We start from the raw sequence: 22,879 nt of genomic DNA on the forward strand, positions 1-22,879 counted from the left end.
CGGTTGCGCGGTCTCGCCCCATTACTTCAGCGAGGCCGCCACGGCATCCAGCGCGGCGTCAATTTCAGCGTCGGTGGTTAGGTGCGACAAAGAAAAGCGGATGGTTCCCTTCGCCGCGTGTTCCTTGAGCCCCATCCCCAACAAAACGGAACTCACGGACAGCGACCCGGAGCTACAGGCAGAACCGGTCGAGGCACACAAACCGTTTTGATCCATCATAATCAGCAACAGATTTCCGTCGGCGCCTTTGAACTGAACAGAACTGATGTTGGGCGTGCGCGGCAGGTCGGCAAAGTTGACGACCAATCGATCACCGAAGCGCTCGCGTAAACCGGCCTCAAAACGATCCCGCTTGGCGGCAATCGAGGCGGTATCCTGGGCGGCGGCCAACTCGGCGGCAACACCCATGCCCACAATCCCGGCGGGATTTTCCGTACCGGCACGGCGCCCGCTCTCTTGGGAGCCACCGTGCATCAGCGCGGTGAGTTTGACACCGCGTTTTATGAACAATGCCCCAACGCCCTTGGGACCGTGGAATTTGTGGGCGGACAAACTAAACATATCCACGCCCAGCTTTTTGACGTCGACTGGGAGTTTCCCCAGGGCTTGCACGCCGTCGCAATGGACCAGCGCCCCGCGCCCTTTAGCAAGGGCGGCGATTTCGGCAACGGGCAAAACCAAACCCGACTCGTTATTGGCCATCATGACACTCACCACCAAGGTGTCCGCATCAATCGCATCCTCAAAAGGCTGAAGAGAAACGGTCCCCTTTTCGAACTGCATGGGCACGGTGCGAACCTGAACATCAAAAAAGCCGCCCAACCATTCGGCGGTCTTTTTGACGGCGGGATGCTCAATGGCGGTGATGACGATGTTGCTGCGCGGATTGAGTTTGTCTTCTTCCTTGGCCCGCATGACCACCCCACACAAGGCGTGGTTGTCGGCCTCGGAACCGGAGCCGCAAAAGGTGATTTCGGAGGGACGTGCCCCAATCGCCTTGGCCACCCGTCCCCGTGCTTGTTCCACGGCGACGCGGGCCTGATTCCCGATTTGGTGAATCGAACTAGGATTGCCGTAGTGTTCGGTGAGAAAAGGCAGCATGGCCTGGTGAACGGGTTCGGTCACGGCGGTGGTGGCGTTGTTGTCAAAATAAATCACGACGTTCTCTTTTCCTCGCAACCCGGCGGCCGGGTTTTGTCGGTCGCAGCCCTACGTCAAAAACTCTTGCAGGTGCGGCCGTTCTTGGGGATATGCTTCCAGCAACTCAGACAAACGCGGATGGCAGAACAGGCGAATTTTTCGCACACCCTGCTGGAACGCGGGACCCAAAGCCTCAATGACCGGGCTTTCCTGGTGGATCGGACGTTCGATGCCGTTTGCCAACTTAATGGGGAAGGTCTCCCACGAACTGGTTTTATAAATCGGCGGCACATCCCAAATCAAGTGGTGATCTTCAAGTGTCACCCCTTTGCGCGCGGCCCACTGGATGAACCAATCGGTCACGGGCCGGCGGCGCTTCTTCTGTTGGAGCCGATCATAGGTACGGGGTTCATGGTTAAACGCGACGGTGTAAACCCGTTTGTAGGGGCGCCGACGCAGGTAGGCCATTTCAATGAGTTCGCGACCCGGCGCGGAAACCCGCTCGTGCAGCCACTCCATAAAGTTGTGGTCGTTGTAGCCGAGTAATTGACGGTTCCAGGCTTCGCCCGGTTCAATGGAGCCGGGCTGAAAGTAACGACACGCACTGGAGAGCATGGTGATGAAGGAGCGGACGGTGTGGCTCCAGTAAACGGAACGGTACATCCAATAACGGGACAACTGGAACCGTTCGGCGCTGACCAAACCCTTTTCATGCACACACAAAACAGGGCGTTCATAACTGGGCACCAGGTTGGTGATAAAACGCTCGCGGTCAAAACCGGAGCTTTGCTCAATGCCGCAGAAAAAACTATCGCGAATGAGGTAATCGCATTTGTCGGCGTCCAAGGGTGAATCGATGATTTGTTTGAGTAATTTCAGGCGGGGTTCCAGCTCGGCGGCGGGCCCCAGCAAGGCGGCAATGCGATCAGGTTCCAACTGGAACTCGGACCAGATGAGCTCGGCCAGGTTTTCACCCTTGAGCACCAAATCCCCTTTGAGTAACCCAACCGTCAGCAGTTCGTGCTCGGGAAATTCATCGAGATGATCGAGCTGGTGGGAACAGGGATAATGGCCCAGGTCATGGAGTAGGCCGGCCAGCATAATCGCCAGGTAATCTTTTTCGTCGTATTGGTCGGCAAATTCGGGGAAACGGTGGAGTTGGCGCAGGTAGGCGAGGATGTTGCCGTAGACACCGAGGGCGTGGGCAAAACGCGTATGGGTGGCGCTGGGGTACACGCGATCCGCCAGGCTGAGCTGGCGGATACGGCGCAGACGTTGGACTGGGTAGCTGTCGATCACCTTGAGCAAACGCTTGGTCACGGGGATCGAACTCTGACCCGGCGCCAAACGGATCCCGCCGGTGGCGGAAAACTCCGGGATGGTCGTCAAGGCGTCGGCGGCCATTAAACAACCACCCCCTTGGCTTCGAGGTCACGCCGAAAGTGCGCGGGCACGGCAAAGTGCATGCGTTCCTCAACGTGGTCGTAGGTTTGGAAGGTCTCGAAACCATGGCGTTGTAGGTAGTCGATAATGGCTTGAACCAGAACGTTGGGTGTGGAAGCACCGGCGGTGATCGCCACATGGTGCAGCGGTTCCAGGTCCAGGTCCTTGAGGGCGGTCACATCGGGATAAAGTGCCGAGGCGGCGCCATGTTCGCGGGCAACTTCGACCAAGCGCTTGGAGTTGCTGGAGGTATGGGAGCCCACCACGATAAAGTGATCAACGCCGGGTGCAATGGCCTTCACGGCGTCTTGGCGGTTGGAAGTGGCGTAGCAAATATCGTCCTTTGGCGGACCAATTAAATGGGGAAAACGCACCTTTAAGGCTTCCACGACCTTCATGCAGTCGGCCACATTGAGGGTGGTCTGGGTCAGGTAAACCAGCTTTTCGGAGGGTGGTTCGGGCAGGGCGGCAACCACCTCGTCCAAAGCCTCGCCGCGGTGGGGCTCCACGATGGTGATATGCTCCGGCACCTCGCCATAGGTACCGATCACCTCGACGTGGTCGGCATGTCCGATTAAAAAGATGTGGTAACCCTGCTTGGCGAACCGCAGTGCTTCGAGGTGGACCTTGGTAACCAAGGGACAGGTGGCGTCTAATTCCCGAAGCTTGCGCGATTTAGCATGGGCGCGAACTTCCGGGCTAACCCCGTGCGCGGAATAAATCAGGCGCGCCCCCTCGGGAACCTCATCCAAGTCCTCTACAAAAACCGCACCACGTGAGGCCAAATCGGCAACCACATGCTGGTTATGGACGATTTCATGGTTGACGTAAATCGGGGCACCGTAGGCTTCAAGCGCCAAGTCGACAATTTTAATGGCGCGTTCAACGCCGGCGCAGAAACCGTTCGGTTTACATAGGGTGATTTTTTTCGGCATGGTCCATCCTTCAGAACGAAAAACCGTCGGGTAACACCCGGCACGGTAACGGCGCCATTTTAGCACTCCTAACGCAAGAGCAGCTTGCGTTTAGCGCTTTTCTCGTGGGGACGCGAGCAGGAACAGGACCCAAAGCCAGATCGGTGGGTTCACGAATCCCTCAGACGGTCAAAAAGTATAAAAACGGGAAAACCCTTAACAACACCCATCAAGCACGAAAAAACAACCGTTTCCGACCATTTACCATCCCCATGCGAACACCAAACTAAAACAAGGCAACTTAAATACCAATTTACATCGGTAAGACACCAAAAATTAAAGGCTATTGGCTGTCGACGGCATTTGGAAGCAGCCCTCTTTTTCATGGATAACCAAAGCCGATTTCACGCGTCCGCGAGCAGCTCCAAACACTCAAAACATCACCTAAACCACTTTTTTAAAGCACCTTACCCTACTCAAAGCCCCGACTCAACAGGAGCGGTACCTGTTTTTTTTCGAGGAGCGGATAGTCAGTTAGAACCCGCACTTTCATAAGGAGAGATACGCTTTCGGGACAATTCAAATTATTTATTATCAGCAAACTAGGCATTCGCGAAACGATACGTTAGAATTTTAAAGGCCGCTTCCCAGGCCTTCCACCTAAATTGAGCGATTCTTGGCGGCGCACTTGCTCAACTCTCGGCACGTCCTGCGCCGATACTTGCACAATTGCATCCATCCGAATCACACACTTTAGGTTTCAACCTCGGCAAGGTTCTCCGATTCCACTTTTTGGCGGTCCATGCTTGATTGGTTGCTTGCGCCGCGGTTTCATCGCCCTCCCTGATAGGAAACCTTTCGGCCCCGACCCCTGACCTTGTTATCAACCTTTTTTCAAGCCGTTCGTATCAGAAACCACCGGTTCTTTGAGTTTTGCGTTTCTTCGGGGATAAAACATGCTGCTTGCTATGGCGTTGTTTCTGTGGACGACCCCACAGAGTCATATGATCGAATTGGAAGAACAAGAAGGTTTTCAACTCGTCAATTTACACAATGCCCAAATCGCCCAAGATGGTTCGATTTTGCTTGCGGCGGGAAAAGAGTTACGCCACTGGGATGGACAAGGTCGCTTGCTCCGCAAGATTACCGGCGGGCCCGGCAAGGTCGATTTCGAAATGATCATGACCTTTGTGTGGGACGCGAATCGCGGGATCTACTGGATCGTCGACGGCTTTAAAAGCCACTTCCACTTCTTTGATCGCGACGGCAACTACCTCGGCTCCGACTACCCCTACGACCCCGAGGATCCCGCGGCCAAACCCACCCAATACCAGCGTTTGAACCTGGTTGGGAGCCGCGTTTTCGCGCAGGATAATTCCGAAATGGCGGCTCGCATGCCGGGGCGCCCAACTATTTTTCAGTTGCTGGAAGTCGAGGTCACCAAAGACGGGGTCGATCTGAAGAAAGTCGGTCCAACCTGCTATCCGGTACGACCCATGTTGCTTTCCTACAACTATTCGTTTAAACGACATTGGCTGGTGCAAAAAGGCTTTTCCAAGAACTTTTTTGTCGTGGACGAGTTGTCAACCGCCATTCTCGAGTACGGACCGCAACCTGGCCAAGATATTAGCGACGGAATTGTGCGCGAGGTAAGCCGGCTCCCACTCACCATGGAAGATTGGGTCGGCAGCAAACCGCCCAATCAATTCGTTTCGCTAACCTCCCGTCGCGATCAGGTCAACTGGATGCTTTCCTTCTCACGACTCACCGGGTTGTATCGCCTTGAGCAGGATTTTTTGGTGGGTTATTCGATTCCGAGTCGGGAAGGAGAATTGGGTTTGTTGGCGTTGCAGCGGGTGAACCGCAAGGGCCGACGGATGGGCGACAAGGTGATTATTGACGGCATTTTGATCGGCACCCATGAAAACCGCGCCATGGTGCTGGTAACCCAAAACAGGGAACCAACCGGCATTAAGATTTACCAGTTTTAGGAACAGCGCCCGATCGCCTGATTTCTGTACCGTGAAGGCTCAAAAAGGCCCCCAAACAACAGGGTGACGCCCCGCTTTTTGTGAAGAAAAGAGGCCGGAAACCAAATGTTGCCGGCCCTCACTGCATCGGCGCCAATAGGGATTTTCGGTCGCGAGCACCGTTTGGATACAACACGGAAAAGACGGTCTTTTTCGCGCCGCCGCGGCGGTGCAGGCGGCTTCCGATCAGGGTGACGGGATCACGGCGTCCCATTACATAACAACGTCCCACCCACCCTGCTCGAAAAGCCGTACACGCCGGGCGCAAAGAGAGTGCGTTCCGTGCCGTACTGCTTTATTTCCACCCCCTCTTTATTTTCAACACTATATTTTTTCCACTTTCTTCTTGCCAGGAGCACCCTGGCCGGTGCTATGATCGCCAGGCCAAACCTCGCATGGGAGAACATGCGATACCAAAAATACGCACCACAGAGCTTGTCGGTGTTCGGCGATTTTGCCAAGTTACTCAGACCGTTTCCCCACAACGATCTCCGCAACTTGGGGGTCCCCGACCGATTGCTCGACCAGGTTTTTCGGGTTTGTATTGGGCACAAACCCTATTGCCTGTTTTTTGAACTGATCTTGTCCGAACAATGCCCGAAAGACGCTTACACGGCCATCGCCGGCGGTATCGCCGCCTGTATGGCGCGTCAAGGGCATGAGTATGCCGTTTTTACGGTGGTCCATGCCGGCAGTGCCAATGCCCATTTGATTTTTTGGCGCCGCCGCGAAGACCTACATCAACGCGCGCTGTTCCACCTTGACTTGGTCTTTACCCACCAAAGCCTGTTTGAACGGCAAGTCCTTGATCTGCTGCACAAGCTCAACAGCGAGCGGGTTCCGGCGCTGTTTTCGCTGCTGCAGAACCACCAACACCACAAGCCCTTCTTTGCGGTATTGCGCCGCCATTTGGGAAAACTGGAGACCAAAAACGTCGCCGGCTACCACGCCTTGGTGGACCTGGTGCTGAAGTTGATCTTCCTGATCTTCGTGCAGCATAAACGCTGGCTCAACCACGATCCCTACTACCTCGAAACCCAAATCGCGCACTGCTGTGCCCGATCACTGTCGATCCTCACGGTGTTCCTTCAGCCCCTGTTCGCCCGGCTCGAGGGCCTACCGGTAGCGGAACCCTTGCCACTCGGACAGTTACCACTCCTGGGTGGTGGACTGTTTCACTTCGACCGCACGGCCTTGCCGCTCATCGAAAACAGGTGGCTTTTCGATCTGGTGCAAGCCCTACTCAATAACTTTTCGTATTCCTTGCTGGAATCACGACCCGGTCGCACGGTCGCGGGCATCGGCCCGGAAGTTTTGGGCGCGGTCTTTGAGCACCTCCTGTTGGTGGACGACCGCAAGCAACAAGGCACGTATTACACACCGGGTTTCCTTGCCCACAAACAAGCAAAGGCGGCAATCACGGCTTGGCTCGACCACAAGCAATGTGGTGACGATCCCCTTGCGCGGCGCGATGCCGTTGCCGATATCCGCATCCTTGACCCAAGCTGCGGCAGCGGGACCTACCTCACCGCGGCCTTTCAAGCCCTGCTCGACATCCACCTTGCGGTTCTGCCGCCGGACCAACACCGCAACGGGCGACTGTTTGATTTGAAGCAACAGATCATGCTGCGTAATTTGTTCGGGGTCGACATCAATCCGGTGGCGGTTCGCCTTACCGAGGTTCGGCTTTGGCTCAACCTGATCCAAGACATTGAGGTCGAAGATCCGGCGAAAGCGCCCGCCCTACCCAACCTGCAACACCAACTCCGCGCAGGCGACTTCCTCGACCTGCATGTCCCAACAGACAAAAAGCAGGTAAAACAATGGCCCAAATACGCCCAGCTGGAGCAACTCCGCGCCAAATTTCCCACCAGCCAAGCACCGCAACGAATGAACCTTTTGCGGCATATGTTGCGGCTTGAGGGAGAACTGGCGGACTACCTGACGGCCTGTCGGCAGAAGGCGCTGAAGGACATCACCAAAACCCAGCTAGCCCAACCCTGCTTACCCGGCTGTCGCCAAGGCCGACGTAAGGTAACTTGGCGGGTTCCCCGTGAACCCGGCAAACAGCTCCACGTCATGTTCAGTCGGGTCATGCTGGAACAGGGCTTCGACTGCATTATCGGCAATCCCCCCTGGCTGGCGGCGGGTCGCATCGACAAAGGCGCGGCGGCCTCCTTGCGCGCCGGCCTGCCTGTCCCCCGCGGGGTGGTCCTGAGCGGTCAAGTTGATTTGTCGGTGTACTTCACCGCGGCGTCCCTGGCGCTGCTTCGCCCCAACGGCCATCTCAGCTTTCTGCTGCCCGCCAAAATCCTGCAAGCGCCCTACGCCGCCTCGCTTCGGCAGTTCCTCCTCAACCAGTGCCGTATTCATTACCTTTACGACTACGGCCTCAAACAAGGACAACTGTTCAAGGCCGATACCTTTCCGGTCGCGGTCGGGGCGGGACTCCTCCAACAACCAAACCAACCAAGCAAGACCCACCAGGTCGCGATTGAAATTCACGAAGGCGACGACAACCGCTGCTTCACCCGCGACCAAACCCAAATTGCGGACCGTTTCGGTCTGTGGCACCTCTATGAGGGACCCGCTATTCGCGGCGACCCTCGTCGGCCCAGCCTGGGCGAACTGGGGTTTAAGCCCCAACGTGGCGTGGTAACGGGCGCCAAACGCAGTTTCGTTTTCGAGCAACCGCCCATCCATTTGGCGAAGGCACGGTTCCGCCCCCTCCTGCGTGGGCGGGATATTCAGCCGGACGGCCTCCAGCCAGGGCGCTTCATCTACTGGCCGTTCCAAACCAAAACGGCCTGGAACCGCAAACTGGGGTTCCAGGAACACACCTTCTTAAAAAATGCAGACAAGGTACGCTGGCAAAGCGGTCGCCCCTCCCTACCCTACGCGGCCCGACCCTTTTCGCCATGGCTCCTAATTTGGAAATACCTCGCAAAACGTTGGACGGTGGGACTGATTCAAGGTGGCTGGTGCATCCCAGACCAAACCACCTATTACCTTTCCTGTTCCCATTTCGCCCAAGCCTACCGTTTGTTTGCCTATTTCAACAGCGCCGAAGCCGACGCCCAGCTCCGCGCCATCGCGGAGCGCGGCAAGGACTTTTGCTACTTCTATTACGCCCACACGGTTGCGTGTCTGCAACTGCCGTGTGATTGGCAGGACGTCGCCCTGACGATCCCGCCGGAAAAAACCTGTTTCACACCGGCCGAGGGGGTGAACTTATGGCCGTGCTAAACCCGGTTCCCAACCCACTGATGCCAAGACTTTGGTGTTACGGATTCGCATTGGTTCAATGCGATGTGCGCCAAACCCCGGACTTCAACCACTGGGGGCTGCAACGCCCAAGGCGGCTGCTGACCCCGCAATCCCACGAGCGGTGGCGACACCTCCTGGCGGGCCTCCCCGATCACCAAGGTGAAGATTCCGATCCCGTGCTTTCACCCAGCATCGCCGCCTTGAGCAGCCTGCGTCGGCAACATCCGCGGGTTCCGCTCATTCTGCTGCAAACCCCCTATGATTTGCCGCCGCCGGCATGTCGCCTGCGCGACTTGGTCGGGAAAATCCGTTTTCCGGGCTTGTGTCACCAGGACGACGCTTTACAACCGTTACGGCGCCTGCCGGTCGCACCGGCGGCGCCAAGGGTTCAACTGGAGGCTTGTCGCCGCTTTGGCTTCCCCCTTCTTGAGTTGGCGCAAGCTATCGCACAAAACGCCCCGGATTGCCAGGTTCACGCAAGCGAGGACGGGCTTCTTCAGATCCAACTGCACCTGCTCTCGCCCTATACGGCGGCACGGGAACAACCTTGGTTGGCCCGGCGGCAGGCCTTCGACAACTTGCTCACCCAGCAATGGTTTAAGCTGCCGTTTCCACGGCTGGTGGTGGCGCGTAACGAGGCGCGTTGCGCACACTTGCGCGGCGATCTTTTACGGGTGTTCGGGTTGCGACACAATCCCTGGGCGCTGACCCACTTCAAAAAAGACGCACCGTTACCACGCCAAACCTGCTTCATCGCGGAGGATCACGCCTTGCGCTTTGCCGATGTGCGCGGATTGTTTCTCATTCATCTGGACGGGACGCCCCGGCAATGGACCTACCGGGCAGCACGCACACGGCCGACGGGAAATCCACGCTGGGAAGAGACGGAGTCGGTAAAAGCGGTGAGCTTGGTGCAAGCGGACAGTCGACGACTGTGTCTGGTGCATGGTGCGCGTGGTTGGTCGCTTGCCACCCAGTGCCGATTCGCGCGGGACCTGCCGGTGGTGGACCAACAAGCGCGGTTGACGCATCTGGCCGCGCTTTTTAAATGGCGGGAAAAACAAGCGCTGCATAGTTGGACCCAGCGCGCCCGTGCGCCGACAGGTTGAGTGGACCCAAAAAAGCCGCTCTGTACAGAGCGGCTTTTTCAGGACATCCGAAGTTGTTCGTTTAAGGCTTAGCCTTGAACGAAAACGATAACCAAGGTGTACAGTGCGAGCGATTCAATCAACGCCAGACCGATGATCATGGTGGTACGGATGTTACCCGCGGCGCCTGGGTTACGGGCGATACCTTCACACGCAGCAGCGATGGCTTTACCTTGAGCCAAGCCGGTGATGCTGGCAGCGATGGCCATGGAGATGGGACCGTTGAACAGAGGCGCGGAAGCAGCACCATCTTGGCCGAAGGCGAACATGGTGGTGAAGAAAATGAACATGAAAGCGAAAAACTTACGCATTTGGATTCCTCCAAGAGTTTTGAGGGTCGTTTCGGAGACGAGGCCTCGATAGTGAGGTAAAAACCTCTTCAATTTTTAGTGGTCGTGGGCAATGGCCCCGGCCAGGTAAATGGTGGTCAGCATGACAAACACGAAGGTTTGCAGCAACGCGGCGAAAAGACCAATGATCATCAAGGGGGCGGGGATGACATAAGCAACCATGCCGTAGAAAACCAAGGTGACCACGTGCTCACCGGAAATGTTGCCGAAGAGGCGAATGCCCAAGGAGAAGGGACGCGCCAAGTGGCCGACGATCTCGATGGGGATCATGATCGGCGCCAGTAAGGGGATCGGACCGGTGAAGTGTTTCAGGTAGCCAACACCGTTTTCGCGGATGCCTTCGAAGTTGTAATAAACGAAAACGACAAGCGCACATCCCAAGGTGGTGTTGAAGTTACTGGTCGCCGGCTGAAAACCGGGCAACATGCCGGTGAAGTTACTGACAAAGATGAAAAATGCCAATGCACCGCACAGTGGAAGGTATTTGCGACCGTGTGGACCGATGTTCTCATCGATCATTTGCAGCAGGCCCTCAACCACAACTTCAATGACTTGTTGAAGTCCGTTGGGAATCAAGCTGATTTTGGATTTAACAATGACGGCGAGAATGGTCAGGATAATAAAGACAACCCCAGCCGAAACAACGTGCTCCCAATGGTATGCATCGTACTTAACGAAATTCTTAATGATGTATGACCATCCGGAGAGGTGAGTTTCCATACTTAAGCCTACCTAACTGCTTTTTTACTTCGCATTCTTTGAGGCTGCCCGGCGTTCGAGCGGCGCGGGCCTTGAAGACGTAATCTTAACGGGTGGGCACTTTGGATGAAGCAACGGAAAGTGCCAGTAACAAGCCGGGAACCAACACGACAGTGCCGGTTGAAAACCATGCCCAGCTCACGTCAAACAGCGAAATCATTGCATAAAAGACCCCGCCAAGCAAGCCGTAATGGAGAAAAACCAAAAGCCCACCCAGCACGGGATTCGGGCGCTTGGGATGAAGCGCCAACCCCAGGGAAAGATCCCACAAAAACACAATCAGGGTAATAAACGCGGCCCCGCAGATAAAGCTGGCCCCGGCAATCCAATCCCAAAAAAGGAAGGGCCAAGGCGTTCCCAACAAGGTGAGACCCAACATGCACCGGTAAAGGGCGCGGATGTACCCCTTCCCTTCGCCGTCTCCCTCCGAAGGCGTGGCGGGTTGCTGATCAGGCGATGTCATTCGAATCGCTATCCTTTTCTGTATGCGTGCGTTCGGTGTTTTCCTGCAAGTGTCTTTCTGCTTCTGCACGATCAAGGATTTGAACCTCACGGTACAGGTTTAGAAACCCAGCGGCGATCCCGATCAAGGAAAACACGGCGGTAAACACGGGGTAGGTACCGAACCAAGGGTCCAACAACTGGTGCCCGATGGCGAAACCGACCAGGGTCGCCGCCAGAAGATGGGTTCCAACGGACGCCAACCGCAACCATTCACGACCGTCATCCGACAAATCAGGCAACCTTGGTGAAGTGCTGCATGATGGAACTCAGCAACACGGCCCCATCAATCGAACCCAATTCCGCCTCGGCGTGGCGCTCGGGGTGCGGCATCATGCCCAGGACACGGCGACCGGCATCGGTAATACCGGCGATGTTGTTAAGACTGCCGTTGGGATTGGCGGCATCGGTCAAGGCACCCGCGGCATCACAATAACGGAAAGCGACCTGACCCTGGTCTTCCAGCTTGCGCAAGGTTTCGTCGTCGGCGAAGTACTGACCCATGCCGTGGGCGATGGGGATGTTGAGCACTTGCTTCGTTTCCAGTTTGGCGGTAAACGGGGAAAGGTCGTTTTCCACGCGGATGTGGACATCCTCGCACAGGAAACGCAGGTTTTTGTTGGTCAGGAGCGCACCGGGCAGCAGACCCATTTCACAAAGGATCTGAAAGCCGTTGCACACACCAAAAACGTAACCGCCTTTTTCTGCAAAGCGCTGGACGTCTTGCATCACGGGAGAAAACCGCGCGATGGCGCCGGAGCGAAGGTAATCACCAAATGAAAAGCCACCGGGAATGAACACCAGATCGGGATTGGCCAGGTCGTGGTCTTTGTGCCAGACCGGCGTTACCTTGGCGTGGAGTACGCGCGACCATGCATGGACGGCGTCCATATCGCAGTTACTACCCGGAAAGATCAGAACGGAAACGCGCATGATCAGCCCTCCAGGATTTCGTAATCTTCGATGACGGGATTGGCGAGCAACTTATCGCACATTTCGCCGACGCGGGCATTCAAAGCCTCGCCTTCCAGCGCGGTATCAACTTGCAGTTCGATCACTTTGCCGATGCGCACATCTTTGACATCTTCATATCCGAGCGCGTTCAAGGCGTGCTCGGCGGTTTTGCCCTGCGGGTCCAGAACCCCGCTTCTCAAGCGAACGATGACACGTACTTTTTTCATAAAAACCCCATGAAACAACGTTTGGCTCCACGGGGAATCGATTGTACACCAGGAGCCGCTGAAATCAGACCCGGAAAAGTGAAAAGGCACCATCGAACAGAAACGATGATGCCTTTTCCCTACATTATTAATATGGCACGGGGGAATTAACGCCCGCCGCGGCCACTGCCGGGACCACGACCACCGCCGGGACCACGCCCACGGCCGCGACCACGACCGCGGCCACGATGGCGCGGGTTGTGGCGAGAAACACCCACCGGCACGCGCCGTTGTGAAACCGGTTCCTGCTCATGAGGCAGACTGCTCGCGCTTTCGGCCTCGCTACCTTCCTCGCGGGACTGGTTACGGGGGGCCGCCGCACGCTGGTCTTTGGGTGGTGGTGACGGGGCGGCCTTGGGTTCGTCATCACGCGACTTGCCGTTGCCCGTTTGCCGGCCCAGAATTTTTTGTTTGGCCGCTTCTTTAAACTCGCCCATGCGGTCCTCGTACAAGCCGTGTCGTTTCATCAACATAACGCGAACGGAGAAGTTGAAACGCTCAAACGGATGCAGGTCTTGAGGAATAGGAACGTCCTGGGTGCGCAGCTCTTCGAAGGTCATCTTCTCCAGACCTTCCAGCTTCTCTTCGCGATAATCCTTCTGCTGGTTGATATCCTTGTCGCTCATGGACGCGGCCATGGTCGACAAGGACAGCGGTGCCGGCATTACCATATTATCTTTCTCCTCCTGCTGCGCGCGTCGGGTCACATCGAAATGCGGCGGCATGTTACGCCCAGGCCGGGTTAATAAAACAACTTTGGTCTGATACCGTTTTTCGAGTTCCATCAACTCATTGCGTCGTTCGTTGAGCAAGTGCAGGGTCAATTGCTCGGAAACACTGACCTTCAGTTCCTTGACGGTACCGTTGTAGACATACAGCTTAATGCGACGCAAGAGATCCAAGGATTGCAGTTCCATCGACTTAAAACGGCCGGTCCCGTTACAGGTAGGGCAGTCGACGTAATGGCGAACTTCCTTGGAGGTGTTAATGCGCTGGCGTGACATTTCCAAAAGGCCGAATCGGCTCAACCCGGAAATAGTAATACGTGCTTTGTCCACTTTCAAGGCCTCGCGCAGACGCTGCTCCACTTCGTGGCTGTGGCGCTTGTCCTTGAGATCGATAAAATCGATAACCACCAACCCGCCAAGGTCACGCAGGCGCAACTGGCGCGCCACCTCGTCGGCGGCCTCCACGTTGGCCTTGAAGGCGGTTGACTCCAAATTCCCCTCGGACGTTTTACCACTGTTCACGTCAATAACAACCAGGGCCTCGGTTTGTTCGATCACAATCGAACCACCGGAGGGCAACTGGATCTTCTGGGTGAAGATACGCTCCACCTGTTCGTCAAGGTTGTATTTGGCGAACAACGGCTGCTTGGAGCGGTACTGACGCACGATGTGCGCATAGCTGGGCAGGATCTTTTTGAAGTAGTTGTTAATGGTTTGGAAGACGTCGTTGTCGTCAACGAGGATTTCACTGATGTCCTCGTTAAAGTAATCGCGAATGGTACGGGTAACGACATCGTCCTCACGGTACAGCAACGAGGGACTGGGACGCGAAGCCGAACGAGACTCCAGCTCACGCCAGGTGCTGGTGAGGATGTTAAGGTCACGCTGAATTTGCTCGCGGGACTTACCCAGCCCGGCAGTGCGGATGATGTAACCCATGCCGTCGGGGACGGTAATTTGCTCCAACACTTGGCGTAAGTGCTGGCGATCTTCCTGAGCGGTGATTTTTCGCGAGATGCCGACCTTGCTGGTCAACGGCATCATGACCAAGTACTGGCCGGGAAGCGATAGGTAGGACGTCATGTAGGCACCCTTGAGGCCGATTTCCTCACGGGCGATTTGAACAATCACCTCGGTGCCGACTTTAATGCGTTCGTGAACGGGGGTCCGGCGATCATTGCCGGTGTAATAACGCGAGTGGATTTCGTTGAACGGCAAGAAGCCGTGGCGGTTGCCACCGTAATCAACAAAGGTCGCTTGCAGGCTTGGTTCGATGGCGGTAATCGTGGCTTTGTAGATGTTGCCAAGATTGCTGGTATTGTTCATCGACTCGAAATCGATCTGTTCGAGAAGCCCCTTCTCATTAATGATGGCTACGCGCAATTGGTCGAAATCTCTGGCGTTAATGAGCATCTTATATTTGGGCATGAAGTTGAATCCTCGATCCTAAATTGTCAAATTCCTTAGATCATTCTCCTAGGTTTGCTATCATAGGAACCTTGGGTACCTAGGCAAGGGGGAAATGAAATGTTCAAAAAACTGAGTGTTGGCAGCGAATTGGAATCCTATTGTGGCCGCTGCAAGATGGTTTTGAATCACCGAGTGGTTGCGATGGTTGACGATCAACCTCGTCGGGTGCGTTGCCTTACTTGCAACAGCGAGCACAATCACCGGGTAGCGAAAGCCAAAACCAAAAAGACCACAACCAGGAAATCCAGTGGTAGCTCGTCTTCAACGCGATCCAGTTCATCGAGTGCCGCTAAGTCATCCGCTGCAGCGCGCTGGAGCGCCTTGGTGAGCACTTGGAACGACGAAACGGCTAAACCCTACAACATGTATGAGACCTTTAAGGTAGAAGACCGCATCACACATGTTAGTTTCGGAAAAGGTGTTGTCACTGAGATTCCCGGTCCAGACAAGATCATAACACTTTTTGAATCGGGAGAGAAAATGTTAATGCAAGGCAAAACTCGCCTTTAATTTTCTCGAAAAGAGGGTTTTCCCCCAGGGAATTCCGTTCATCTAAAAAGGGTCGCCTCGGCGACCCTTTTTCATTGGCACAAATCCTTTCACGACAGGCACATACCTGCGCCGCACAGCGGCAATAACACCTCTTAAATACGCTTCACCCGCTACTTTTTGTTTTGGAAATCTTTGTAAAGCATACTGGGCTGAATGCCCGTATTATTTTGATATTTGCCGCTGTCATAGGTTTTTTGTTCACCGGTGATGGTGTGGTAAAAAATTTGACAGATCTCCACATGTTTGTAGATACGAATCGGCTGCACGGCAAAGATTTCCAGGGTCCAAAACCCCTTAAAACCCACATCACCGAATCCGGCGGTCACGTGCACAAACAAACCCAAACGCCCCACCGAGGATCGCCCCTCGAGCATGGGCACCAAGTTGTAGGTCTCGGTGCGCTCCAGGGTACGGCCCAGGTAAAGGCGATGCGGCTCCAGGAGCAGCCCTTCGTCGGGAATTTTTAGCGGCGACGCGGCATTGGGCTGGGCCATATCCAACTCGCGCGAATCGTACACCATCAAATCTTCGTGCAGCCGCAGGTTGTAGCTGTTGGGGTTAAGCTGCTCTTGGCGATAAGGCTCGATGAAGATGTCTTTATCAATTCGGCGCTGAATTTCGGGACCTGTCAAAATCATGACCACGTTCCTCTGAAATGGGATGAGCCGGCCTTTTGCCGGCCGCGTTTAGGGATCCTTGATGACCTTGGTCCCCGCGATCTTGTCGTGCAGGGTTCGGAATTCAGGCCCCTTGAAAATGAACAAAAACGAGACACCGAGGGTAAAAGCGGTTACCAGCATGCGAAACGCAATCGCTTGCGGGCCAATGCCCGGCGCACGCGGATGACTTTCTTCAATGACCTTTAGCTTCATGACATATTTGCCAATGGTTTTCCCGAAGCGAAGCCAACCAACGATGGGGTGCGCCAACAGGGCAACCATCGCCAAAAGCCCCCAAATCGTCCCCAGTGGACCCCAGATAAACCCGAGAATCCAGCCGGGAATCTGCACGGCAATGGCCACGCCAACGTCAATGCCGAAGGCCATCATGCGCGGCGTAGGTTCAGCAGGAACCCATTTGCCAGAGGCGGCGGGGCCGGCGTTGTCGAAAATTGAAGGCGCACCCGACGCTTCCGGTTGCGGAACGGATTGCGGCGAAGCCGCCGGGGGCGGCGGTGGTTCAGGATCGGCACCCGGCACGGGCAACGGGAATCGTCCCTTCGGCGCAGCCCCGGCCTCCGGCGCGGGCGGCTGATCAGGCCCTACACCCGGAACAGGTAACGGAAAGCGCCCCTGTGGCGCACCACCGGCGGGCGGAGGTGGCGGCGCGGCGGCCGTTTGACCGGTTCCGTCACCCGGTTGCGGCAAAGGAAAACGCCCTTGAGGCGCGGGCTGTGGTGGCGCGGTCGGGGCCTCCGATTCAGCTAAATCAAACTCTTGGTAGGGGGCGTCACCCATCGCGGCCGGGGACGGCGGCGAAGCCGCCATAGGCGGAGGAGCAGGGTGCCGCGGTGGGGCCGACGGAGGCGGTGTCGTCTTGCCCAAATCGTCCAGCGCGGAATCGTCCCATTCCAACAATGATTCGTCAAAGGGCGCGTCTTGGCCGGGAGCACCTCCGGCGCCACCGGGAGGCGGCGAAGCCGTAGGAGGTGGTGGCGGCGTGCTCGCGACGGCCGGCGAAGGGGGCGGCGGAGATGCCGCCGTGGGCGGGGCTACATGTGCGGGCGCCGACTGCGAAGCGGCGGCCGGCGAAGGGGGCGGCGTCCAAAAAGGATCGTCGCTTTCCCCGGATCGCAAGGTGCGATCATGATCGGGCGGCAAGGCCTGCATCGGCCGCGTCGATTTCACATAATGCAGGGCTTGGTTGCTGTCCAAGGTCGGCAACGTGGCGGTCGCAGACTCCTCGGCCGCAACCGCGGGCGCTTCCAACTCCATAAAATCAAAACTTATCCGACCGGTAACCAGTTGATCCCCGGCTCGGATCGGCGCCTCCCCTATTTTCTTTTTGTTAAGGAAGGTTCCGTTGGAGGAATTGTTGTCGAGAATAAAAAACTGACCGTTGCGGTTCTCAATCCGCACGTGCAGCCGAGAAACCGAGGTATCGTTGATCACTATATCGTTGGAGCGACTGCGACCGATGGTCGTCACGGGTTTGGCGAGCTCAAAATCTTCCGTACTACCGTCACTATTCTTGCGCCTCAAAACCGATTTAGACATGTCCCACCTTTATGATTTTAAGAGAGAATCCCGGAACCCCTCGGGCCACGCGGTCTCGTCATCCAGCCCGCTTTGCCCACCAAGATCCTAATGCGACGCGTTTTGTCCGAAACGGCATCGGCACCGGTTCACCTGAACCAAACGCGGCGGGACCGCCTTGGGTTCAGGTGAACCGATCTCTTTTCAGCAAAGCCTTGCGGCGGCACGCGCCCAATTCCAATACGAGATGCGGACCGGCCGCTTATCCTGAGTTGCCGACTATTTAAACACGTGACACCCGGAACCGAAACGGTAACCTTAGATTGGACACCATTTTAACCCACTTTTCTTGGCCTACCTCACGCGGAGATCAGGCGCCCCAGTAACGCTTCTTTTTGGTAAACCATTGCTTGTTGGTACCAAACCGGGTCTCAATCACAACCCCACTGCCCAACACCAAACACCCGGCCAACACGAACTGGTTGACCCAAGGCACCTGGCTTAGCAGCACAAAACCGGCCACGGCCAGCAATGACGCGGGTACGGTGGTCACCAAACCGCCCGACAGCGTTTCAAGCCACTGGGCAAGCCGATGCAGAACCACCATGGCACCAAAAACGCCGACGACGGTCAAACCGGCGGCAAAAACCAAAAACAAAGGAAAGCCGATCAACACCACCATCAACAAAACGCTAAAAAACAGCGCGGTACAAAAAGCGGCAACGGTCACCAGACCGATCACAAAATGGCGGGCTGGGTCTTGGGTCAACTGGAAACCGGCCTCGTTCACCTGATTCGGAAAAATGTAAAAGGTACCGATCAATAGCAGAAAAAGAACAAAGGTTTGCGAAAAGATAAACGCCATGCGCCCGTTGAAACTGTGCAACAACTGGGTGTCCTGCGCACGAGAAGGTGCAAAATGGTGAATCGACCGACCTTGCAGCCTCGAGACGTTGTGACGGGTGACCTCCCCGCCGATACACACGAGGTTGCCGCCGACCTCGGCGTTGCGGTACAAGGTGACATTGCCGTTGAGCGCGGTCACGTTACCGGAGATGGTTCCCTTTACGTGCACATCGCCGTTGACAGCGGAGACGTCACCTTCGACGGAACCTTCAACAATCACCTGCTGGCCCAGCGAAAAAAGGTCATTTTGGTAGCTCACGCCCGGCAAGACGCGCACGGGAACATCGGCGGCAAACAAGGCGGGTAAGCACCAGAACAACAGCAAAATCGGCAGCTTCACTACCGACGCGGGGATGCCGTTTTTAAGCAAGGCGGGTGTCAACTTCATCATGGCATACCTCAGCGATCCAAAAAGCGGCGAACCGCCACAAATAAGCCGACCAACACGGCAACGCCGCCGACCAACACCAGCGGATGGGTTTCCTTAACCAAATGACCCCCGGCCCCTTTGGCCAAGGACCAAGAAATCGAAACCAAGGTGCCGAATGCAGCAATCACCTGATCGAAACTTTGGAGCACGGTGTCGACCTTATCGCTAAAGGCTTGTCCAAAGGACAAGTGCCCGCCGACTTCCATATGCGCCAACACATCAAGCGACAAAAAGGCTCCCGCCCCGGCCAAAAGCAGCACGGCAATCAAGGCAACCTGCCAGAGCACAATTTTTTCACGCGCATGCTTTTCATAGACCTGGAACATCACGCTGGGCAAGAAGGACTGGGGCACCTTGATTTCGGGAAGGCCTTTGAAGGCTTGATCGAAATCGGGATCCTCGGGAATCTCGACGGCTTGCTGGTCGGCCGACAAGGATGCGTCGTCGGCGGGATTTTGGTGCGGCTCCATTGAGCGGGAATCAACCACGTTTGGAACCTCCTTTGCGGGACATGTCCTCGGAAAGCTTACCCTTAAGTATCTCACGCCCACGGAAAATTCGGTTCTTTACCGTACCCAAGGGTAATTCAACAGCACTGGCGATTTCGTCGTAACTCAATTCGTTTAGGTGGCGAAGAATAATGAGTTGCCGATAAATAAACGGCAATTCGGCGATCGCCTGTTCAATACGCCCTTGCAGTTGGTTCATTTCCAAGTCTTGCAAGGGGCTTAAACCACCGGCTTCCAATTGCGCCCGCAACCCGGGTGAGTCGTCATCCTGCCCCTCGATGGAGTAGGTATCGAGTTTCTTTTTGCGCATCCAGTCGATGGTGGCGTTGGAAGAGATGCGGTGAATCCACGTGGTGAACTTATATTCGGGGTTGTACTTATCCAGCGAACTAAAAACTTTGATAAAGACCTCTTGGCAGAGCTCCATCGCCGAATCGTAATCGTTAATCATCCGGTAAATATAGTTGACCAGCTTGCGCTGGTAGCGGGCAACGATCTCTTCAAACAACTCAATGTTGCCTTGCTTAATTTGTTCAACCAGGGCCTCATCTGTCAGTGAGGTTTCGTCCATAGTGACCTACATCCGTGACGTTGGCTGATTCGCGCTGCAACACACGCGGGCGAACCAGCAGGGGTACCCGTTACCAACGAAAAGTGGGGCTTAGGGTTTCAACCAAAAAGCCCCCAGCCTGAAGTGACCGTGTGTCAAAAATTGGAACAACCAGGGTAGTCTCGCGAAGACCAACCAGAGAAAAAGCTCTCAACCCTTTTTACCCCAATTCTTTAACAAACATTCCCCAAACTTTTTTCTGCTTTTCAGTCTCATCCAACACGGCAAAGGAGCAGCGCGAAACCAGAGAGCGAACGGGTGTCGGATGTGGCATTCTAAAACAGAAAGGCGCGCGGTGCAAAAACAGGCACAAATAAATGAACGCCCCCGCCGCCGAAGCAACGGGGGTTTGCAAAAATTCGAGCCGAGGCCCCACCACATAGGGCCGCTTAACCGGCGACTCTAGTTGGACTCTTCCGAGACAAACTTGGCGTAGTCGGCGTGGCTCATCAACCCTTCCAACTGCGCGGTGTTGGTCAACTTGACCTTTACCAGCCAGCCACCGGCGTGAGGATCTTGGTTCACGGTTTCGGGCGTTTCTTCCAACTGCTCGTTAACCGCTAAGATCTCACCGTCAACCGGCATGAACACCTCGGCAACAGCTTTTACGGATTCCACGCTGCCAAACTCGTCGCCGGCGACAAATTCGGAATCCAGCTCGGGCAGATCCACATAAACAATGTCACCCAACTGTTCCTGAGCGTGATGGGTAATGCCGATCTTGGCGGTATCTCCATCCACTTCAATCCACTCGTGTTCTTTTGAATAAAGGTGTTTTTCTGAATACATATCCATCCTCCGTAGGGAATCCTGTCCCAAATCAAGCACGCTTGTAAAAAGGCCCTTTTACCACTTCAGCATCGACCAATTTGTTGCGAATCTGAATTTGCAAGGTGGTACCGGGCCGGCTGAGATGCGTGGGCACATAGGCCATGCCGATGCTCTGCTTGAGCGTCGGGCCCTGGGTCCCACTGGTCACACGACCAACGGCGATACCGTCTTCTATTACCGCACAATCAGGACGCGCGATGCCGCGCCCCAACAAACGGAAACCGACCAACTTGCGTTCTACACCGGCTTTTTTCTGGGCGACAATCGCCGCTTTGCCAATGAAATCGTCGGTATTTTTGGTTTTCACAATCCACCCCAAACCCGCCTCGAGCACGGTGGTGGTTTCGTCCATATCGTTGCCGTAGAGATGCATGCGCGCCTCAAGGCGCAAGCTGTCGCGCGCACCCAAACCGGCGGGTTTGATACCTTCCTCGGCACCGGTCTCCAACAACAACCGCCAAACCGCAACGGCATCCGCGGCGGCGACGTAACATTCAAAACCGTCTTCGCCGGTGTAACCGGTCCGCGACACCAAAGCCGACACGGGGCCCACCTTACATCGTTTGAACCAGTAGTACTTCATTTCGCTCAAATCAGCGTCGCAAACGCGCTGGAGAATGCCTTGGGCGAGTGGGCCCTGAATGGCAATTTGCGCGGTGTCGTCGCTCTCGTTGGTAATGGTTACCTTGAAATTGCCCTGGTTTTTGCGAATCCAAGCAACATCTTTTTCGATGTTGGCGGCGTTAATGACCAAGAGAAAATTATCGGCGGCCTCACGGTAGACCAGCAGGTCGTCGACCACCGTGCCCTCCGGCGTACAAAAGGCACTGTAGTGGGCCTGGTCGTCCTCTAATTTGGTGACGTTGTTGACGGTCAGGTAGTTGGTAAACGCGAGCGCGTCTTCCCCCTGGATACGGACCTCGCCCATATGCGACACGTCGAATAACCCAACTTTCGTACGCACGGTAGTGTGCTCGTCTACAAGACCTGAATATTGGACCGGCATGAACCAGCCCCCGAAAGGAACCATTTTTCCACCCAATTGCTGATGCGCTTCAGCAAGCGGGGTTTTTTTAAGTGTTTGATCGGTTTCAGCCATAGCTGTGTACCCTCCCAGCCTGGGCGAACGCGCGCGGCGTTCGTTACAAGGTTGATGCGAACATGCTTGGAAATACGATTCCCGTTGGTGCCGCGATCTCCCCTTTCGCTTCGTAACCCAAACCAGATCGGTCTTTCGTTAACGGAAATGAATCTCGTGTCCCGAGCAACCAAGGCGCCGAAACGGCCCTTGGCCCAAACGCATTAAATCAATTCGCCTGGCTAAAGCCAACCGAAAAATGGCATTGGCGAGGCATCTCCCCACGGGTGGCCGGCGGCACCCGGGGAAGGACCGGGTCGAAAGGCGCCTTAAACCTACCGGAACGCGATAACTCGCGGTGATTTTTGCTAAACCTCTCGGGTACAACGGCCTTTTAAAATGCTCACCGCACCCAGTGGATGCAGTCGTGCACGACCCCGGCCCGCTTTTTCCAAGCCATTTCGCTCCAGATCTTTAGCAAAAACCCCCTCGCTTCAGTTCCGCTTAAGTTAAAGCCGGCGGGAACCTTCATCTTTTTGCCATTCACGGCAGACCACCCATCTCGGTTCCTGCTGAAAACGGTCTATCAAAAAGCGCACAAGAAACCAACAAAAGCTTGACCGAGTTGAGAACCCGGGTTTTTTTCGAAAAACTTGGTTTCCCTTTCGGATTTGCTATGATGTTGGGTTTGGCGGTTCGTCTGAACACCGCCAAATTGTCCCTAGTCCGGCATCCAGGGAACCCCCCGCGGGTGCCCATTCGCCTGACCGCGACCGTCTCGTGGACTCCTCTGTCCTT

General features: G+C 55.7%; 21 protein-coding genes. 4 read left to right on the top strand and 17 right to left on the bottom strand.

The window, feature by feature from the left end:
- Positions 1-21: 21 nt before the first annotated feature.
- From J3U88_RS16570 to ispH, 3 genes are read right to left on the bottom strand one after another with little or no spacing between them, the layout of a single operon-like run.
- Positions 22-1,158, bottom strand: a complete 1,137-nt coding sequence (locus J3U88_RS16570) for an aminotransferase class V-fold PLP-dependent enzyme (protein WP_207860041.1) — start codon at positions 1,156-1,158, stop codon at positions 22-24.
- 51 nt (positions 1,159-1,209) lie between these two features.
- Positions 1,210-2,544, bottom strand: coding sequence for an HD domain-containing protein (locus J3U88_RS16575; protein WP_207860042.1), 1,335 nt, complete (start codon positions 2,542-2,544; stop codon positions 1,210-1,212).
- Entirely contained in the window at positions 2,544-3,518 is a 975-nt protein-coding gene (gene ispH, locus J3U88_RS16580; RefSeq protein WP_207860043.1) for a 4-hydroxy-3-methylbut-2-enyl diphosphate reductase, read from the bottom strand. The genes J3U88_RS16575 and ispH overlap by 1 nt, the downstream gene beginning before the upstream one ends.
- 935 nt (positions 3,519-4,453) lie before the next feature.
- Between ispH and J3U88_RS16585 the strand changes: the two genes are divergently transcribed.
- The 3 genes from J3U88_RS16585 to J3U88_RS16595 all read left to right on the top strand — a co-directional run bounded on the left by J3U88_RS16585 (position 4,454) and on the right by J3U88_RS16595 (position 9,903).
- Positions 4,454-5,488 carry a hypothetical protein gene (locus tag J3U88_RS16585; RefSeq protein ID WP_207860044.1) on the top strand — a complete coding sequence of 345 codons (1,035 nt, stop codon included), beginning with the start codon at positions 4,454-4,456 and terminating at the stop codon, positions 5,486-5,488.
- Between the two features lie 444 nt (positions 5,489-5,932).
- The gene (locus J3U88_RS16590; RefSeq protein WP_207860045.1) at positions 5,933-8,773 is read left to right on the top strand and encodes an Eco57I restriction-modification methylase domain-containing protein; all 2,841 of its coding nucleotides are present in this window, start codon (positions 5,933-5,935) and stop codon (positions 8,771-8,773) included.
- Complete coding sequence (locus tag J3U88_RS16595; RefSeq protein ID WP_207860046.1) at positions 8,761-9,903, top strand: hypothetical protein; 1,143 nt, start codon at positions 8,761-8,763, stop codon at positions 9,901-9,903. Before J3U88_RS16590 ends, J3U88_RS16595 begins: the two co-directional genes overlap by 13 nt.
- Positions 9,904-9,971: 68 nt before the next feature.
- On the opposite strand, the gene J3U88_RS16600 is transcribed toward J3U88_RS16595, so the two are convergent.
- The 7 genes from J3U88_RS16600 to J3U88_RS16630 all read right to left on the bottom strand — a co-directional run bounded on the left by J3U88_RS16600 (position 9,972) and on the right by J3U88_RS16630 (position 14,928).
- Entirely contained in the window at positions 9,972-10,253 is a 282-nt protein-coding gene (locus J3U88_RS16600) for an ATP synthase F0 subunit C (RefSeq protein ID WP_207860047.1), read from the bottom strand.
- Between the two features lie 75 nt (positions 10,254-10,328).
- Positions 10,329-11,012: a F0F1 ATP synthase subunit A gene (atpB, locus tag J3U88_RS16605; protein ID WP_207860048.1), complete on the bottom strand. Its 684-nt coding sequence runs from the start codon at positions 11,010-11,012 to the stop codon at positions 10,329-10,331.
- Between the two features lie 85 nt (positions 11,013-11,097).
- Positions 11,098-11,589, bottom strand: a complete 492-nt coding sequence (locus J3U88_RS16610; RefSeq protein ID WP_207860111.1) for a hypothetical protein — start codon at positions 11,587-11,589, stop codon at positions 11,098-11,100.
- On the bottom strand, positions 11,501-11,794 hold the full coding sequence (locus J3U88_RS35340; protein ID WP_423842059.1) for an AtpZ/AtpI family protein: 294 nt from the start codon (positions 11,792-11,794) through the stop codon (positions 11,501-11,503). The genes J3U88_RS16610 and J3U88_RS35340 overlap by 89 nt, the downstream gene beginning before the upstream one ends.
- Positions 11,787-12,485: a phosphoribosylformylglycinamidine synthase subunit PurQ gene (gene purQ, locus J3U88_RS16620; protein ID WP_207860050.1), complete on the bottom strand. Its 699-nt coding sequence runs from the start codon at positions 12,483-12,485 to the stop codon at positions 11,787-11,789. Before purQ ends, J3U88_RS35340 begins: the two co-directional genes overlap by 8 nt.
- A 2-nt stretch (positions 12,486-12,487) precedes the next feature.
- On the bottom strand, positions 12,488-12,733 hold the full coding sequence (gene purS, locus J3U88_RS16625; protein WP_207860051.1) for a phosphoribosylformylglycinamidine synthase subunit PurS: 246 nt from the start codon (positions 12,731-12,733) through the stop codon (positions 12,488-12,490).
- A gap of 146 nt (positions 12,734-12,879) precedes the next feature.
- Positions 12,880-14,928, bottom strand: coding sequence for an Rne/Rng family ribonuclease (locus J3U88_RS16630; RefSeq protein WP_207860052.1), 2,049 nt, complete (start codon positions 14,926-14,928; stop codon positions 12,880-12,882).
- A 99-nt stretch (positions 14,929-15,027) separates the two neighbouring features.
- Here J3U88_RS16630 and J3U88_RS16635 point away from each other — a divergent pair, with 99 nt between their 5' ends.
- On the top strand, positions 15,028-15,480 hold the full coding sequence (locus J3U88_RS16635; protein WP_207860053.1) for a hypothetical protein: 453 nt from the start codon (positions 15,028-15,030) through the stop codon (positions 15,478-15,480).
- Between the two features lie 152 nt (positions 15,481-15,632).
- Here the strand turns inward: J3U88_RS16635 and dcd are convergent, their stop codons facing one another.
- The 7 genes from dcd to gcvT form a co-directional block, all read right to left on the bottom strand.
- Positions 15,633-16,160 carry a dCTP deaminase gene (dcd, locus tag J3U88_RS16640; protein WP_207860054.1) on the bottom strand — a complete coding sequence of 176 codons (528 nt, stop codon included), beginning with the start codon at positions 16,158-16,160 and terminating at the stop codon, positions 15,633-15,635.
- A 48-nt stretch (positions 16,161-16,208) separates the two neighbouring features.
- Positions 16,209-17,738, bottom strand: a complete 1,530-nt coding sequence (locus J3U88_RS16645) for an FHA domain-containing protein (protein WP_207860055.1) — start codon at positions 17,736-17,738, stop codon at positions 16,209-16,211.
- Between the two features lie 349 nt (positions 17,739-18,087).
- The gene (locus J3U88_RS16650; RefSeq protein WP_207860056.1) at positions 18,088-19,014 is read right to left on the bottom strand and encodes a bactofilin family protein; all 927 of its coding nucleotides are present in this window, start codon (positions 19,012-19,014) and stop codon (positions 18,088-18,090) included.
- Positions 19,015-19,022: 8 nt separating this feature from the next.
- On the bottom strand, positions 19,023-19,541 hold the full coding sequence (locus tag J3U88_RS16655; protein WP_207860057.1) for a hypothetical protein: 519 nt from the start codon (positions 19,539-19,541) through the stop codon (positions 19,023-19,025).
- Entirely contained in the window at positions 19,534-20,133 is a 600-nt protein-coding gene (locus J3U88_RS16660; RefSeq protein ID WP_207860058.1) for an RNA polymerase sigma factor, read from the bottom strand. The genes J3U88_RS16655 and J3U88_RS16660 overlap by 8 nt, the downstream gene beginning before the upstream one ends.
- A 441-nt stretch (positions 20,134-20,574) precedes the next feature.
- A complete protein-coding gene (gene gcvH / locus J3U88_RS16665; protein ID WP_243435981.1) occupies positions 20,575-20,961 on the bottom strand; it encodes a glycine cleavage system protein GcvH in 387 nt (128 codons plus the stop codon).
- A gap of 31 nt (positions 20,962-20,992) precedes the next feature.
- Positions 20,993-22,102: a glycine cleavage system aminomethyltransferase GcvT gene (gene gcvT / locus J3U88_RS16670; RefSeq protein WP_207860060.1), complete on the bottom strand. Its 1,110-nt coding sequence runs from the start codon at positions 22,100-22,102 to the stop codon at positions 20,993-20,995.
- Positions 22,103-22,879: the final 777 nt, after the last annotated feature.

This window comes from Acanthopleuribacter pedis, assembly GCF_017377855.1.
GTDB classification, from domain to species: Bacteria; Acidobacteriota; Holophagae; order Acanthopleuribacterales; family Acanthopleuribacteraceae; genus Acanthopleuribacter; species Acanthopleuribacter pedis.